This window comes from Methylobacterium sp. EM32, from assembly GCF_040593685.1.
In the GTDB taxonomy this organism is placed as follows: Bacteria; Pseudomonadota; Alphaproteobacteria; order Rhizobiales; family Beijerinckiaceae; genus Methylobacterium.
Genome location: NZ_JBEXZS010000003.1, coordinates 23,811 through 39,345, shown reverse-complemented (window position 1 = coordinate 39,345; position 15,535 = coordinate 23,811). Strand labels below are relative to the sequence as shown.

Here is a 15,535-nt window from a genome sequence, read left to right as displayed (position 1 = left end):
CTGCCGACGCGACGCGAGATGCGTCAGACGATTGCAAGACGACGGGGCCATGCCATCGACTGTGCGTCGGTCGAAGCGCCCACAAAGAGGTCGAAGATCGGGTGCAGCGCGCCCGACGTCTCGGCTGGTGGCAGGATTTCTACCGGTATGAGTGCGCAGGTCAACCAGATGTTTCTCATCCGGTCTGCGGGTAGAGCAGTGGAGGCCTTCCCAGCGGTTGGGCTACCCACGCCGATGCAGTGGGCCGGCGATGGCGCACCGGGTCCGATCCGGGCCAAGTGCAATCGCGACAGATCCGCCCGCTCCCGGGACGAGACCCGGCGTACCTCCGCGATCGACCGCGACGAGGCGGGCAACCGGCCACCGCCGCCCGGGATCCTCCCCGACCAGACGGTGCCCGTCCTCCACGCCGCGGTATCGGTCGGACGAATATGCGGATGCAAGCTGCGTGATCGGGCGTCATAGACGGCCCGCCGCTCTTCCCTCATCGTCCACGCGGCCGGAGATGCTCGGCGCGCGTCGCTCAGTCGAGATCATGCAACTTCGCGATTGTCGGCTCCGAGAGCGCGAGACGGGCCTTCGACGTCCGCCCCAATTGCTGCTCGCGCAGGAAGATGAAGAGTCCGCTGGCCACGATGATGCCGGCGCCGGCCAGTGTGAGCGGGCCGATCATTTCGCCGAAGAAGAGGTAGCCGAACAGCATGCCCCAGAGGATCAACGTGTACTGATACGGCACGACCGTCGTCGCGGGCGCCAGCCGAAGGGACTGGTTCACGCAGAGGTTGCCGAGCAGCGATCCGACGCCGAGCAGGAGCATCAGCGCGAAGTCCGTGAGTCCGGTCGACGTCCAGCCATAGGCGAGCACGAGCGCCGCCCCGAAAATCAAGGACGACACGAGTTGGCTCGTCATCAGAACGGTCCCGGGAACAGCCGCCAGCTTGCGTGTGGTGATGAGGAACAGCGCATAGAAGAAGCTGCCGGCGAGGGCGCAGACCGCGCCGGTGGACAGCGAGCCGGGTGAGGGGTGCAGCGCGAGGGCGACCCCGCAGAAACCCACCGCGATGGCCGCCCAGCGGCGCCAGCCCACAGGCTCGCCGAGCAGCAGGGGCGAGAGGGCGGTGACGTAGATCGGACCGGCCATGTAGTAGGTCATGACCTCGGCCAGCGGCAGCGTGCTGACGCCCCAGAAGAAGAGCGACGCTTCGAGCGTCGAGAACGCCGCTCGCAGCAGCTGCAGCCCTGGGCGCGGTGCGTCGCGGAACCCGCCGAGCCCGACCCGGTGGATGGCGGGCGCCATCACGCACAAGCCGGAGATGCTGCGCACGAGCATGAGCTGACCGACCGCGTAGGTGCCGAGCAGCCATTTGCCCATCGTGTCGTTCAACGCGAAGAACAGCACGCCGAGGAGCATCATCACGATGCCGCCGATGGCGCCCACGGGCACGGCGGCACGACCCAAACTCACAGCCACGGTTTCCTACCCCTGGTCCTTGTCTCGCAGCAGAAGGCCATCGGGCATCGTCGGCCGGTTCGCGGCTCTCATGCGCCCCATCGGCCGGGCCACGGCGACCGATCGGATCCCCCGATGCATCCTGGCTGCCGGTCCATTGCCATACGCGGTCGAGGCCGCCCACTCCATCGCGACGATCGGGATCGGCCGCGTCCGTGAGCGGCGCGCAATCAAGTCTTGACGGACGCCGCCCCGCATCACCAGCGACGGCCGCGGCACCCTGCGGCCCGAGCCGGACCTCGTCCATGAACGACGAAGAGCCTCGGGCCGCCTCAGAGTCCGTTTGACTCTCTCAACTCTCTTTCCACCCTCAGGGTCATTCCGGGGCCGCGCAGCGGAGCCCGGAATCCAGACGCTCAGGTCGTACAGAACGAGGCGGATAGGCGTCAGCTTTGTCCTATACCATCTGCGGTTCTGGATTCCGGGCTCCGCTACGCGGCCCCGGAATGACGCGGAGCGTGATCAGTCTGTAGAGGCCAGTCAAACAGGCTCTCAGCGTGAGGGCACGGGCGTCGAGGATCATGAGCCGGCTCCGGCGGGAGGCGGCAAGCGCGGCGGGTATGGCCAACGACTCGTCGACGGATCGCTGATTCGCGCCGGCAACAGGCCCCGGCAACGTCCTTGTGATAAGGGGGCGGGGGCATTCACACGCGCTGTGAGTCCGAGCACCGGCACATCCCGACCGGAGCGGTCTCGCATCGTCCAGCGAGTTGAAGACACATGAGCAGTTTGAAATTCGGAACGTCCGGACTGCGCGGCCTCGTGACGGATCTCGTCGGACAGGCCAGTTTCGCCTACGCCGCCGCGTTCTTCGCCTCGGTCGGCAAGGAGGCCGGGGCCAGCCGCGAGGTCGTGATCGGGCGCGACCTGCGCAACAGCAGCGCGGGGATCGCCGCGACCGTCGCCACGGCGGCGGCCGCCGCCGGCCTCACGGCGATCGATTGCGGCCCGCTGCCGACCCCCGCCCTCGCGCTCGAGGCGCGGCGTCGCGGATGCTGTGCCGTCATGGTCACCGGCAGCCACATCCCGGAAGACCGCAACGGATTGAAATTCTATCGGCCCGAAGGCGAGATCACCAAGGCCGACGAAGCCGCGATCCTGGCGGCGCTCGGCGACGTCGCGACCGGCGCTCCTCTTCCTCCCGACGTCCCGGCCGAGCAGGAGCCGGGCGCGATCGCGCGGTATCGCCGCCGGTACCTCGACGCCTTCGCGGCGGACATCCTGTCCGGCCTGAAGATCGCCGTCTACCAGCAGAGTTCCGTCGCCCGCGACCTGCTCGTCGACGTGCTCGCCGGGTTCGGCGCCGACACGGTGTCGATCGGCCGATCCGACACGTTCGTTCCGATCGACACCGAGGCCCATCGCCCGGAGGACGTCGCGTTCATCCGCGACGTCATGGCATCCAGCGCGTTCGACGCCCTCGTGACGACCGACGGCGATGCCGATCGCCCCCTGCTCGCCGACGGCGCCGGCCGGATCGTGCGCGGGGACGTGCTCGGGCTCATCACGGCTCGCTACCTCGGCGCCGACGCCGTCGTCGTGCCCGTGACGGCCGGCTCCGCCATCGAGCGCGCGGGTGGGTTTCAGCGCGTGCTGCGCACCAAGGTCGGATCCCCCTTCGTGATCGCCGGCATGGAGCAGGCGCGGCGGGACGGGTCGAAGGTCGTCTGCGGCTTCGAGGCCAATGGCGGGTTCCTGCTCGGATCGGACAGCCCGATCGGCGGCAACATCCTTCCCGGCCTGCCGACGCGCGACGCGGTCCTGCCGATCCTCGCGACCTTGGCCGCCGCCCGGCAGGCCGCCATGCCGCTGGCCGATCTCGTCGTCGCGCTCGATGTGGGCGAGACCGCGAGCAATCGGCTTCAGAACATCGCGGCCGAGCGAAGCGGCGCCTTCCTCGGGCAGCTCAAGGACGAGGCGTTCCGCCGGGACTTCCTGCGCCCTGTCGGATCGCCGCAAGCGGTCGACGAGCAGGATGGGATCAGGATCGGGCTCGACGGCGATCGGACGATCCACTTCCGGGCGTCGGGCAACGCACCGGAACTCCGGTGCTACGCGGAGGCGAAATCGGCCGGCGACGCCGAAGATCTCGTTCGGTGGGGTCTCGCGGCCGCGGCGAGCGTGATGGACGGCACCGCAAAGTAGCGTCCGATCCGGCTCCGACCGGCAGGCAAGCCGTGCCTTCGCCCGGCCGCCCGGTGGCGACATCGCGGTGAGGACCGGGGAGGGCGAGGGCACGGTCCTCGTCCTGCGCGTCCCCGCGATGGCGCCGGAGGCGGGCCGACGAGGCGGCGTCATCGGCTTCCGCGGACCGGGCGGCGGCGAACGACCTCGTGACCGTGCCGATGGCCCGGTGCCGCGGACACTGGGGCCTCGCCGTCCACGCCGCCGGGGCGCACCGGTCTCGACCTGGCGACACCCCGCTCCAGCCGCGGGCGGTCCGCCATCCAGATGGGGGCGTGACGTCGGCAGCCCCAGTGGAACGCGCCTTGTACGGCAGAGGAATGTCTCATAGGACTGACCATCAGCAACGTACCCGTATTTGAAATAGAATATTTCAAATACGGGGTGTCTTGAAGTTTACGACATGACGAAACAAGAGGATGGTGCCGGTCGCGCGTGCGGCGATCGAGACGGCAGCGCGCGCGCACGGCGTGCGGAGGCGGCCGTTACGATCGTCCCGGCCGTCCTCATGAGCGGGACCCGCGAGGTGACGATCCTGCATGCCGGCGAGCATTATCGACTCCGGGTCACCGCCAACAACAAGCTGATCCTCACGAAATGACGATCATGCCCAATCCGCCATGGTGGAGCCGACGCACCCTTCTGGCCGGTGCGGTCCTCGCCGTCGTTCCGAGCGCGTCACGGGCAGCCAGTCCTGCCGACCGCATCGCCTCGCTCGGCGGCGCCGTCACCGAGATCCTCTACCGGCTCGGCGCCGCCGAACGGGTGGTGGCGGTCGATACGACGAGCCTCTTCCCGGCCGAGGCCCTGCGCGAGAAGCCGAATGTCGGCTACCAGCGGGCCTTGTCGGCCGAGGGGCTGCTCTCCCTCGGGCCGGACCTCGTCATCGCCGCGGAGGGCGCCGGGCCGCCGGAGGTCCTCGCCCTGGTGCGGGAGGCCGGTGTCCCGGTGTCGATCGTCAAGGAGCCGCCGACGCCCGAGGGCGTCCTCGACAAGATCCTGACCATCGGCAACCTCGCCGGCCTCGCGCCGGCGGCCGAGAGGCTTGCGGCGAAGGTCGGCGCCCGGTTCGCGGAGCTGGCGCAGCGGCGCGCCCGGCTCGACCGGCGGGCCAGGGCGCTGATAATCCTGTCCGTCGCGAACGGCCGCATCATGGTCGGCGGTCGCGACAGCAGCGCCGACGGCATCCTGGCGCTCGCCGGGATCGACAATGCCGCGACGGGCTTCGACGGCTACAAGCCGATCACCGACGAGGCCATCCTCGCGGCGGCGCCTGATGCCGTGGTGATGATGCAGAACGGGGCCGAGGCGCCGAGCCCGGACACCGTCTTCGCGCCCGGCACGGCGCTCGGCCAGACGCCGGCCGCCGCCCGGCGCGCGCTCGTGGCGATGGACGGCCTCACCCTGCTCGGGTTCGGCCCGCGAACCCCGGAAGCCGCGCGGACCCTGATGCGGGCGGTCTACCCCGACTTGGCCCGAGATCTGGCCCGCGATCCGGCCCATGATTGAGATCCAGGCGCCGGGGCGGGCCCGTCGGCGGAGCGCCCTGGTCGTCGCCGGTCTCCTCGGGCTGGTCGCCGCGGTCGCTCTCCTCTCCGTCGGCGTCGGGGCGGTCCCAATCCCGCCGGCGCGCATCCTCGATCTCGTGACGCGCACGGGCGCCGATCCGGCTCTCGCGCGTGATGCCCTCGTCATCCTCAACATCCGCCTGCCCCGGACGCTTCTGGGTCTGATGGTCGGGGCGGGTCTCGCCGTCTCCGGCGCGCTGATGCAGGGGCTGTTCCGCAACCCCCTGGCCGACCCGGCGCTGGTCGGCGTCTCGGCCGGGGCGGGCCTCGCGGCGGCCACCATCATCGTGCTGGGTGACGGCGCCCTGCGCAGCGTCGGCCTTCCGGGACCGCTTCCTTACGCGGCCCTGCCGGCCGGGGCGTTCCTGGGCGGCCTTGCCGCGACACTCGTCCTCTACGGCGTTGCGACCCGGTCCGGGCGCACCTCGGTCGCCACGATGCTTCTGGCCGGCATCGCCCTCGGAGCGCTCACCGGGGCGATGACCGGGCTCCTGGTCTTCGCCAGCACCGACCGGCAGCTGCGCGACCTTACCTTCTGGTCGCTCGGCAGCCTCGGGGGGGCCAGCTGGACCAAGGTCGCGGCGACGGCTCCGGCGATCCTGCCGGTTCTCCTCGCCGTGCCCTTCCTGGGGCGCGGCCTCAATGCCCTGGTCCTCGGCGAGGCGGAGGCCTTTCACCTCGGCGTTCCGGTCGAGCGCCTCAAGCGTGCGGCGATACTGCTCGTCGCCGTAGCCGTCGGCGCGGGCGTCGCCGCGGCCGGCGTCATCGGGTTCGTCGGGCTCGTGGTGCCGCATGCGCTGCGCCTCGTCATCGGACCCGACCATCGCCGCCTCCTGCCTGCCGCCGCGCTTCTGGGCGGCGCGTTGCTCGTCCTGGCGGACGTCGCGGCGCGCCTCGTCGTGGCCCCGGCCGAGCTGCCGATCGGGATTGTCACCGCGCTCGTCGGGGCGCCCGTCTTCCTGTGGCTGCTCGTCTCCGGACACCGAGGCCTCGATGGGTGAGCCGCCGCTCCTCGCCTGCCGCGACCTCGGCTTCGCGGCAGGCGACACGATGCTGGTCGATGGCGTCTCGCTGACGGTCGAGCCGGGTACGCTGCAGGTGGTGATCGGGCCGAACGGCGCCGGCAAATCCACCCTGCTGCGCCTCCTCTGCGGGGAACTGCGCCCGACATCGGGCAGCGTCGCGTACGCGGGGGAGGCGGTCGCCGGGATCCCGCCCTGGCGCCTCGCGACCTTGCGCGCCGTGCTGCCCCAGCAGACGAGGATCGCCTTTCCGTTCGCGGTCGCCGAGGTGGCGCGCATCGGCCTCGACGGGATCGGCCGGGGGCTGAACCGCCGGGACAGGGATGCGCTGCTGGAGCAAGCCCTGAGGCAGGCCGACATCCTGCACCTCGCCGGGCGCTCCTATCAGAGCCTCTCGGGCGGCGAGCAGGCCCGCGCGCAGTTCGCGCGCGTGCTCTGCCAACTGGCGGCGGGCCGCACGATGGCAGCGGGACAGGTGCTGTTCCTCGACGAGCCGACGGCGAGCCTCGACCTGCGCCATCAGGGCGCGATCCTCGAGGCCGTGGACGGCCTGCGCCGCACGGGTGTCGGCGTGGTGGCGATCCTGCACGACCTCAATCTCGCGGCGGCCTACGCCGACACGTTGCTGGTGCTCGACGGCGGCCGGCTCGTCGCGCGCGGCGCCCCCGGCGAGATCCTGCGCGACGACCTGATCCGCGCTGTCTTCGGCGTGAGGTGGCCCGTCGGACGGGTCCCGGCCGGCGGCAAGCCCTTCCTCCTGCCGGCCCGTATGTTGCCCGACGGCAACTCCACGGCAGGTTAGACGACCACTCTGGAATCTCTACGAACCCGCGCCATCGTAGGTTCGAGCGAGACTAATCCTGTTCTTCGCGGCACGCGTTGACGCCGACGCAACCGGGCTCGCATGAAGAGTCCCAGCCAGCCAGCCCTCCGCCAGCCAGCCAACTCTTCGACGTTGCGCCCTGCCTCGCGGAACTGGTGATGATCTCCCGCCGTACCCTCCCGTCGTGCCGACCCGGTCTCCGGGTCAGTGTCTCGCTCCTCTGCCTCGGATCCGCCCACGCGCAGATCGCGGCCCCGCCATCCGCGACCATTCCGTCGGAGGCGCCGATCGCCCTCGACACCAGCCCGATGGGTTCCTGCGCCGCCGAGGCCGTGACGGGGTTGGGCCACGACTGGCTGCTCGTCGACACCGAGCCCTCGCCGAGCGATCCGCTCACCGGGCCGCAGTCGCAGGCGGTGGCGCCTTATACCGTGTGCGGCTAGTCGTACGTATCCTCTCGTCTCGACATCGATGGGGCAAGGAGACGACATGGCGAAGCGTAGTTCACGATCCTGCGTCTGGTTCGCACTCACCATCGCCGCAGTACCGATCGGCGGGGATCTCCTGTCGCCTCCTGCGCAGGCCACATCGCCTTCGACTCAGCGCGTCACCTTCGCCTGTCCAGGTGATCTCACGCTCGTGGTCGAGTTCGCGATGGGTGAGCCGCGGGCTCCCGCTCTCGTTCGTCCATCCGCGGGGCCGGCGGTCACCTTGCCGAGCCTGCAGAGCGGTGACGGCTTCCGGTACAGCGATGCGGGCCATGAATTGCGCGGCCGGGGACGCGAGGTGACCTGGTCCGAGAGGAGCAAGCCCGCCGTCACCTGCAAGACCGCCCAGGCCAACCCGTGATACGATGTCCTGCACCTGATGTGTGGCCGTAGGCTGCTACGGCGGGGGCATCCGGCAGTCTCACGGTTTCCCGGTCTGCGTCCAATGTCGCTCAACGGCGATGGCCGCACGATCGCCTTCCGGCCTGATCTCGGATGTCCTGATGGATGCTCCGAACAGTCGATCGGGCCCTGCCTCGTGCAGGCGCCCGCGTACAGGACAGGATCACCCATGTCACACAGTGCTACCATCCCCAGTGTAGCCGGCATCGATGTCGGCAAGCACTTCCTTGATCTCGGCTTCTTCCCGGCCGCCAAGCCGGTACGTAAGGACAGTACAGAGACCGGCATCACCAAGCTGATCTCGACGCTCAAGCAGCGCGGGATCCACAAGGTCGCCCTGGAGGCGATCGGCCCCTACGCCTATTCCGGCAGGGAGGGCCGTTACGGCCTCACACGAAGGAAACGCCGATGCCGCCGAGGGGGCCGTAATCGGCCTGGATCACGTCGCCCCTCCTGATGTCGACGGGGCGGGTGAACGAGCCGCCGAGCACGATCTGCCCCTTCTTGAGCCCCGCATCGACCGCCGCGAGCTTGTTGACGAGCCACGCGATGCCGGCGGCCGGGTGGCCCATGATGGCGGCCGAGACGCCGGATTCCTCGATGATGCCGTTCTGCGACAAGGTCGCGCCGATCCAGCGCACGTCGACGTCGAAGGGGCGGATCGTGCGCCCGCCGACGACGATGGCGCCGAACGCGGCGTTGTCGGCGATGGTGTCGACGATCGCCCGCGGCACCTCGGTCCGGTAGTCGATGATCTCGAGGGCCGGAACCACGAACTCGGTCGCCCGCATCACATCGTAGATGCGGCAGCCCGGTCCCGACAGGTCCTCGCCCATGATGAAGGCGAGCTCGACCTCGAGCCGCGGCTTGATGAACAGGTCGGTGCGGATCTGCGCCCCGTCGTTGAACAGGGCGTCGTCGAGGATGCGGCCGTAATCCGGCTCGGTCATCTTCGAGGCCATCTGCATCGCGCGCGAGGTCAGGCCGATCTTGTGGCCGGCCAGGCGCGCGCCGGCGGCGAGCCGCGCCTCGGCCCAGAGGTCCTGGACCCGGTAGGCGTCGGCGATCTCCATGCCGGGAAAGGTCTTGGAGAGAAGCGGGCAGGGCACCCGCTCGCGCTCGGCCCTGAGGATGGCCTCGGCGGCCTTGCGGTGGTCGTCGTCGCTCAGCACGGCTGTTCGCTCCGGGGGAATGTCGGGTTCACTTGATCGGCGGACGCGGCAGCACGGCTTCGCCGGGCTCCATGACGTAGGTGTAGTCGAGCGAGAACCAGGGCGCCGCAGCGTCCGGATGCGGCCCGTCATGGCGCACGAAGTGACCGACGAGGGCCTTGGTCACCCCGAACTGCACGTCGGACGCGATGTGCGGGTCGTTCGCGTCGTAGACCTGCGAGATCAGCACCTTGAAACCCGGCTTGACGATCAGGGCATGCAGGTGGGCCGGGCGCATCGGGTGGCGGCCTTGCGCCGCCAGCAGCCGGCCGACGACCCCGTCGGTCGGAATCGGGTAGCCGATCATCATCACCGAGCGGAACCGGAACCGGCCCTCGGCATCGGTGGTGAACTTGCCGCGCAGGTTCATCTCGGCCTGCTCGGGATCCTGGTTCTCGTAGAGGCCGACCGGCGAGGCGTGCCAGATATCGACCTCCGCGCCCGCGACCGGCCGCCCCTCGCCGTCGACCACGCGGGCATCGACGAAGAGCGGGTCGCCCGGCGTGTCGGAGCGCACGATCGTGCCGCCATTCTCGACCCGCGGCGCGTTGAGGCGCCAGAACGGCCCGAGCAGCGATTGCGAGGTCTCGGTGTTGCCGTGGTCTCCGTTGTTGAGGAGGCAGACCAGGGACGACACGCCGAGCGAGCCGGCCATCAGCACGAACTCGTTGTGGGTGTCGGAGGCGAGCGCCCCGATCTCGTTGAGGATCGCGGTGGCGTCGCGGAACTCGGCCTCGGTGAGGCGCACGTCGCGGACGAAGCCGTGCAGGTGGGTGACGAGCGAGGTCATGATCTCGCGCAGGCGCGGGTCGCGGGTCCGCGCCATGACCTCCAGAACGGCCGGCGTCACGTCCTGCTGGCGCTCGATGCGCATGGTCCTGCCTCCCTCACACTCGACCCTGGTCCCATATCATCGATTATCGGTCAAGAAACGATTGTCTGCGATGGATGCCGACATGCCGTGACGAGCCGGGCGGGGCTGCGTCGGGTCGCTCGCCGGCAGGCGCACGGTCATGGTCGGTGGATCGGCACATGCATTCCGGGATCGGAAGGATGTCCTTCGAATAGCCGGCCCGCGACGGTAAGAGCCGGCGGCACGGCCGGGACGCGGTCGCGCCCTCCGGCGTCTCTCCGCACGGGCAGCACCATCACGATTGACAGAAAAAATCGTTTTTCATACGGATCATCGATGAAGAGGCGAGCCGTCGTCTCGGAGGGAGTGCGCCTTGACCGAGGCCAGGAGGCGACGCGCTGCACGTGACCGGGACGGGATCCAGCCTGTTCCCGCATCGGCCATGCCGGGCCTCGCCCTGGTCGACGACGGCAAGAACACGATGGCGAGCCAGCTCGTCGACCGGCTGCGCGAGGCGATCGTGTCCGGCCAGCTCGAAGCGGGCAGCAAGATCAACCTGGAGCGCGCCCGTGGGAGCTTCCAGGTCTCGCTGAGCCCGCTCCGAGAGGCCCTGGCCCGGCTGATCGCCGACGGGCTCGTGGTGTTCGAGGACAATCGCGGCTACCGCGTCGCGCCGGTCTCGCTGTCGAACCTGGCGGAGATCACGCGGCTGCGCGAGGAATTCGAGGTCCTGGCCCTGCGCCAGGCGATCGCGATCGGCACCGTGGACTGGGAGGGCGACGTGATGCGCGCGCTCCACCGCATGAACCGGATCGAGCGCGTCCCGGATCAGCCCGACACGCTGGAGCGGTGGGAGGCGTATCACCGGGAGTTCCACCTCACGCTGATCGCCGGCTGCCGCATGCCGCTGCTGGTCCGGTTCTGCAGCGTGCTCCTGAACCTGAACGACCGCTACCGCCGCTCGTTCCTGCGCCGGACGCCCGGCGGCGACCGCGACGTCGCCCACGAGCACGGCGAGATCGCGCAAGGGGCGGTCGCGCGCGACGCCGACTTCGCCTGTGACTCCTTGCGCGAGCACATCCACCGGACGGGCACCAACCTGCAGCGGCACCTCGCCGACAGGCTCGCCCCCTGATGTCCCGAGCCCCCATGCACGCCTCTCCCGACTGGCCGCTCGGCCTCGCCCACTTCACCTGCATCGGGGTGCCGCCCGTCGATCTCGTCCGGCTCGCAGGCCGGACCGGCTGCGCGTCGGTGGGCCTGCGGCTCTCCCCGGCCTTCCCGGGTGCTCCGTTCTACGAGTTGCCGACCGGGACCGACGCCTTCCGGGCGATGCGGCGGGCCCTCGCCGACGAGGGCATGCGCGTCCACGACATCGAGTTCATCACCATCGGGGAGGATTTCGTCCCGGCCTCGCTCTCCGGCATCCTCGAGGCCGCCGCGGGGCTCGGCGCCCGGCGCCTGAGCGTGTGCGGCGACGATCCCGACCGTTCGCGCCTCGTCGCCCGGTTCGCGGAACTCTGCGATCTCGCGGCCGGGTTCGGCATGGGGGTGGACCTCGAATGCATGGCCTGGCGCCGGGTGGCCAGCCTGCCGGATGCCGTCGGGGTGGTCGAGGCCGCCGCCCGGCCGAATGGCGGCGTCCTCGTCGACGCGCTCCACCTCTCCCGAACCGGCGGATCGCCCGAGGACGTGCGCGCCGTGCCGCCCGGCCTCATCCGCCACGCACAGCTCTGCGACGCACCCGCCGCGAGGCCGCGATCGACGGATGCCGTCATCCAGGAGGCACGGGCGGGGCGCCTGCCGCCGGGGGAGGGGGCGCTGCCCTTGGGGGCGCTGATCGCGGCCCTGCCGCACACGGCTTCCCTCTCGATCGAGGTGCCGATCACCGGGACCGTCTCGCCGGAGGCGCATGTGCGGGCGAACCTGGCGGCGGCCCGACGGTTGCTCGCCGGCTGAAGGCCTGCGCTCCCGCGGCCCCGGAATGACGCGACGACGTCCGGACGCACTCGTCCGGACGTCGTATCAGCCGCGCAGCGCGCGCAGGGCCGGAATCAGGAACGGCGTCACCGCCCGCACGGTCGCGACCTGGCGCGAATCGTGGAAGTGCCCCTCCTCGTGGAGGAGAGCGAGCACGGCGAGGAGGTCGCCGCCGTGCTCGACGCAGACATTCATGGCGCTGCCGAGCCCGAGGCTCTCGATGAGGGCGTGGTCGGCATAGGCCCAGCGGAGTGCCGCCCGGTCGGGACCGAGGAAGGGCTGGCGGCGCCGGAGCACCAGCTCGCCCCAGGGCGTCGACGCGAAGCGCTTGCGGCCGCCGAGGGGATAGTTGACCGGGTCCGACGAGTAGGCGCGCTCGACCTCGTCGCCGGGCCGGCACAGGAGCACGGTGAAGAGCCGGTGGCCGAGGAGGGTCTGGAGCGCGCCCTCGACGGCCGCGAAGGCCGCCTCGGGGCGCGCGTCCCGTGCCAGGGCCTCGGCGACGGCGGTGAGGGGATCGAGCCAATCGTTCATCGGGCGGGTGCCTTCTGGGACCGCTCCGGCAGGATGCCGTTCGGCCGCACGCTGAGGACGAGGAGGAGGCCGAGGCCGACGATGATCTCGCGCAAGGCCGCCGCCTGGACGGGGGCGAGGCCCGGCACCAGCTCGGCGAGGAAGCGCGTCGATTCCAGGAAGGCGACGAGGGCGTAGGCGCCGATCACCGCACCGGCCGGGCGGGCGTTGCCGCCGGCGGTCACCGCGAGGAAGATGTAGATCGTGACCAGCGGCTGGAACTGGTCCGGCGCGACGTAGCTCGTGTAGTGGCCGTAGAGCGCGCCGGCGAGCGCCGCGATCGCGGAGGCGATGCAGAAGGCCTGGGCCTTGAAGCGCACGGTGCTCTTGCCGGCGACCGAGGCCACGATCTGGTCCTCGCGGATCGCCCGCAACGTCCGGCCCCAGGGCGCGGCGAGCAGGCGGCGCTGGAGCGCGTAGACGAGGGCGACCGCCGCGAGCACGATGGCGAGCGTGCCGGCATGGAAGCCGAGGCCGAGGTCGCGCGGCACCATCACGGGCACGCCCGGGATGCCGTCGGTCCCGCCGGTCAGCCAGACCTCGTTCGAGGCCACGACCCGCACCACCTCGGCGAAGCCCAGCGTCACGATGGCGAGGTAGTCGTCCCGCAGCTTGAGCGTCGAGAAGCAGACGACGAGGCCGACGGCGCCGCCGGCGACCATCGCGAAGGCGATCCCCACCGGGATCGGCGCGTGACCCCAGGTCGTCGCCATGGCCGAGGCGTAGGCGCCCACCGCGAAGAGGCCGGCAAGCCCGAGATTGACGAGGCCCGCGAGCCCCCAGGACAGCATCAGGCTCTGCGCGAGGAGCGCGTAGATCGACCCGATGACGAGGGCGAAGAGGAGGTAGGTCAGCATCGCGTCACCGCACGGCCCGGCCGAGGAGGCCCGAGGGCCGGAAGCTGAGGACGAGGAAGATCACCGCGAAGCTGACGGCCAGCCGGTAGGCAGGCGCGAGGGCGAGCGAGGACATCTCCTCGGTGATCCCGATCAGGAAGGCGCCGGCGACCGCGCCCGGGATGCTGCCGAGGCCGCCGACCACCGCGGCCGCGAAGACCGAGAGCAGCACGCGCCCGCCGGTCAGCGGATCGAGCGAGGCGTCGAGCCCGACGAGGGTGCCGCCGACGCCGCAGAGCCCCGCGCCGAGGAACACCGTCACGAGCGCGACGCGAGTCGGATCGACGCCCTTGAGCCGGGCGAGGTCCGGGTTGTCGGCGACCGCCCGCATCGACCGGCCGAGGCTCGAGAGCGACAGGAAGGCCCAGAAAGCGGCCATCGCGGCGAGAGCGAATCCGACGCTCGCGAGCTGCTGCGGGCCGATCCGGATCGGCCCGAAGACGATGTCGCGGGCGAGCGGCAGGTCGAACGCCTTGAGGTCGTTGCCGAAGGCGAAGCGGATGACGTTCTCGAGCAGCATGCCGGCGGCGAGCGAGCCGATCGCCTTCATCAGGGGACCGGCCCGCCCGAGCCGGTCGAGCGCCGCGGCCTCGACCGCGACGCCGACGAGGCCCGCGACGACGAAGCCGACGACGATCGCCAGAGCGACCGGCGCCCCGAGGCTCGTATTGGCGAGCCAGGCGCCGTAGGCACCCGCCGTCGCGAGCGCGCCGACGGCGAAGTTGGGGAAGCGCAGGACGGCGAAGATCGCGCTGAAGCCCAAGGCCGGGACCGCGAGGAGCGATCCCGCCACGAGCCCGTTCACGAGGGTCTGGAGGAGGGCCTCCATGGTCAGGCGATCTTGATCAGGGTGATCTTGCCGCCGCGGACCTGCTCGTAGCGGAACTTGGCGTCGGCGACGTCGCCGGTCTCGGTGAAGTCGCAAGGGCCGGAGGCGCCGTCGTAATCGACCTTCTTGCCGGCGGCGATGAGCTTGAGGCCGTCGACCGCGTTGTCGACGCGCTCGCCGCCGCCCTGCGACACGGAGCGGATGTTGGCCTTGATCACGCTGCCGGTGTCGCCGCGGCCGAGACCGAGCGCCATCGCCACGAGGTTGAGCTGGTCGTAGACCTGGCAGCTATAGGTATCGGGCGTCTCGACGCCGGCCAGGCGCGCGACGTGCTTATAGCCATTGGAATCCGCCGCGGCCGAGGGGGAGAGAGTGAGGATGCCCTCGCTCACGTCGGGCGGCAGCGCCTCGACAAGCTGCTTGTTGACCGCGTAGCCGAAGCCCAGGAGCTTGCCGCGGTAGCTCGCGCGGTAGAGGTCGCGCACCAGCACGGCGGTGTCGGTGGTGTAGCCGCCCATCACGATCGCGTCGGGCTTGGTCCTGAGCACCGAATCGACCTCAGTGCGCAGGGTCGTTTTCTTGTCGTCGTAGATCAGCTTCGAGGTCTTGCCGCCGGCCGCCGTCACCACCTTGGTGATTTCGGCGTACTGGCTGTCGGTGAACGGGGTCTGCGGCGATAGGAAGGCGACGGTCTTGGCGCCGCTCTCGAGGGCGAACTCGCCGAACTTGCGGCCCTGCAGGGTGGTGTTCGGCTGGGTGCGCACCAGGAAGCCGCGATGCGGCAGGAGCGTGATCGAATCGGCGCCCGAGACCGTCGCCAGGAAGGTGCCGGATTCCCAACAGACCGGCGCGACCGCGGTGGTGACCGAGGAAGCCCAGGTGCCGATGATCGCCGCGACCTTGTCGACGTCGATCAGCTTGCGGGCGGCGCGCAGGCCCGCCTCGGGGTTGGTCTGGTCGTCCTCGGAGACGACCACGAGCTCGCGGCCGTTGATGCCGCCGGCCTTGTTGATCTCCTCGGCCGCGCGCTTGGCGACGTTCGCCATGACGGGCCCGTAGGCGCCGCCCGCGCCGGTCAGCGGGGTGAGGGTGCCGATGCGGATCGGGCCCGACTGGGCCCGCAGGACCGCCGGCATGGCGAGCGTGCCGGCGAGCGCGAGGCCCGATCCGAGAAAGGTGCGGCGAGCGATCATGGT

The 15,535-nt window shown here is 70.6% G+C and carries 16 protein-coding genes and 1 pseudogene; 10 read left to right on the top strand and 7 right to left on the bottom strand.

What is annotated here, in order from left to right:
• Positions 1-523: 523 nt before the first annotated feature.
• On the bottom strand, positions 524-1,465 hold the full coding sequence (locus tag ABZT49_RS00695; protein ID WP_355281701.1) for a DMT family transporter: 942 nt from the start codon (positions 1,463-1,465) through the stop codon (positions 524-526).
• A 765-nt stretch (positions 1,466-2,230) separates the two neighbouring features.
• On the opposite strand from ABZT49_RS00695, the gene ABZT49_RS00690 reads away from it, so the two are divergent.
• The 8 genes and pseudogenes from ABZT49_RS00690 to ABZT49_RS00655 all read left to right on the top strand — a co-directional run.
• On the top strand, positions 2,231-3,655 hold the full coding sequence (locus tag ABZT49_RS00690) for a phosphomannomutase (protein WP_355281699.1): 1,425 nt from the start codon (positions 2,231-2,233) through the stop codon (positions 3,653-3,655).
• 442 nt (positions 3,656-4,097) lie between these two features.
• Positions 4,098-4,295 carry a hemin uptake protein HemP gene (gene hemP, locus ABZT49_RS00685; RefSeq protein ID WP_355281697.1) on the top strand — a complete coding sequence of 66 codons (198 nt, stop codon included), beginning with the start codon at positions 4,098-4,100 and terminating at the stop codon, positions 4,293-4,295.
• 5 nt (positions 4,296-4,300) lie between these two features.
• On the top strand, positions 4,301-5,203 hold the full coding sequence (locus ABZT49_RS00680) for an ABC transporter substrate-binding protein (RefSeq protein ID WP_355281694.1): 903 nt from the start codon (positions 4,301-4,303) through the stop codon (positions 5,201-5,203).
• Entirely contained in the window at positions 5,196-6,263 is a 1,068-nt protein-coding gene (locus ABZT49_RS00675; RefSeq protein ID WP_355281691.1) for an iron ABC transporter permease, read from the top strand. Before ABZT49_RS00680 ends, ABZT49_RS00675 begins: the two co-directional genes overlap by 8 nt.
• Positions 6,256-7,086: a heme ABC transporter ATP-binding protein gene (locus ABZT49_RS00670; RefSeq protein WP_355281689.1), complete on the top strand. Its 831-nt coding sequence runs from the start codon at positions 6,256-6,258 to the stop codon at positions 7,084-7,086. Before ABZT49_RS00675 ends, ABZT49_RS00670 begins: the two co-directional genes overlap by 8 nt.
• A gap of 179 nt (positions 7,087-7,265) precedes the next feature.
• Positions 7,266-7,550, top strand: coding sequence for a hypothetical protein (locus ABZT49_RS34250; RefSeq protein WP_407943412.1), 285 nt, complete (start codon positions 7,266-7,268; stop codon positions 7,548-7,550).
• Positions 7,551-7,596: 46 nt separating this feature from the next.
• Complete coding sequence (locus tag ABZT49_RS00660; RefSeq protein WP_355281686.1) at positions 7,597-7,956, top strand: hypothetical protein; 360 nt, start codon at positions 7,597-7,599, stop codon at positions 7,954-7,956.
• Positions 7,957-8,166: 210 nt separating this feature from the next.
• Positions 8,167-8,358, top strand: a pseudogene (locus tag ABZT49_RS00655) (hypothetical protein); the annotation flags it as partial.
• 28 nt (positions 8,359-8,386) lie between these two features.
• Here ABZT49_RS00655 and hpaH read toward each other — a convergent pair.
• Positions 8,387-9,169: a 2-oxo-hept-4-ene-1,7-dioate hydratase gene (gene hpaH, locus ABZT49_RS00650; RefSeq protein ID WP_355281683.1), complete on the bottom strand. Its 783-nt coding sequence runs from the start codon at positions 9,167-9,169 to the stop codon at positions 8,387-8,389.
• A gap of 28 nt (positions 9,170-9,197) precedes the next feature.
• Positions 9,198-10,082 carry a dioxygenase gene (locus ABZT49_RS00645; RefSeq protein ID WP_355281680.1) on the bottom strand — a complete coding sequence of 295 codons (885 nt, stop codon included), beginning with the start codon at positions 10,080-10,082 and terminating at the stop codon, positions 9,198-9,200.
• Positions 10,083-10,503: 421 nt separating this feature from the next.
• Between ABZT49_RS00645 and ABZT49_RS00640 the strand changes: the two genes are divergently transcribed.
• The gene (locus tag ABZT49_RS00640; protein ID WP_355281677.1) at positions 10,504-11,196 is read left to right on the top strand and encodes a GntR family transcriptional regulator; all 693 of its coding nucleotides are present in this window, start codon (positions 10,504-10,506) and stop codon (positions 11,194-11,196) included.
• Positions 11,197-11,210: 14 nt separating this feature from the next.
• Positions 11,211-12,020, top strand: a complete 810-nt coding sequence (locus tag ABZT49_RS00635) for a TIM barrel protein (RefSeq protein ID WP_355281674.1) — start codon at positions 11,211-11,213, stop codon at positions 12,018-12,020.
• Between the two features lie 66 nt (positions 12,021-12,086).
• On the opposite strand, the gene ABZT49_RS00630 is transcribed toward ABZT49_RS00635, so the two are convergent.
• From ABZT49_RS00630 to ABZT49_RS00615, 4 genes are read right to left on the bottom strand one after another with little or no spacing between them, the layout of a single operon-like run.
• Entirely contained in the window at positions 12,087-12,575 is a 489-nt protein-coding gene (locus ABZT49_RS00630) for a GAF domain-containing protein (RefSeq protein WP_355281671.1), read from the bottom strand.
• A complete protein-coding gene (locus tag ABZT49_RS00625; RefSeq protein WP_355281669.1) occupies positions 12,572-13,471 on the bottom strand; it encodes a branched-chain amino acid ABC transporter permease in 900 nt (299 codons plus the stop codon). The genes ABZT49_RS00630 and ABZT49_RS00625 overlap by 4 nt, the downstream gene beginning before the upstream one ends.
• Before the next feature lie 4 nt (positions 13,472-13,475).
• The gene (locus tag ABZT49_RS00620) at positions 13,476-14,339 is read right to left on the bottom strand and encodes a branched-chain amino acid ABC transporter permease (protein WP_355281666.1); all 864 of its coding nucleotides are present in this window, start codon (positions 14,337-14,339) and stop codon (positions 13,476-13,478) included.
• A gap of 2 nt (positions 14,340-14,341) precedes the next feature.
• Complete coding sequence (locus ABZT49_RS00615) at positions 14,342-15,532, bottom strand: ABC transporter substrate-binding protein (protein ID WP_355281663.1); 1,191 nt, start codon at positions 15,530-15,532, stop codon at positions 14,342-14,344.
• Positions 15,533-15,535 lie beyond the last annotated feature (3 nt).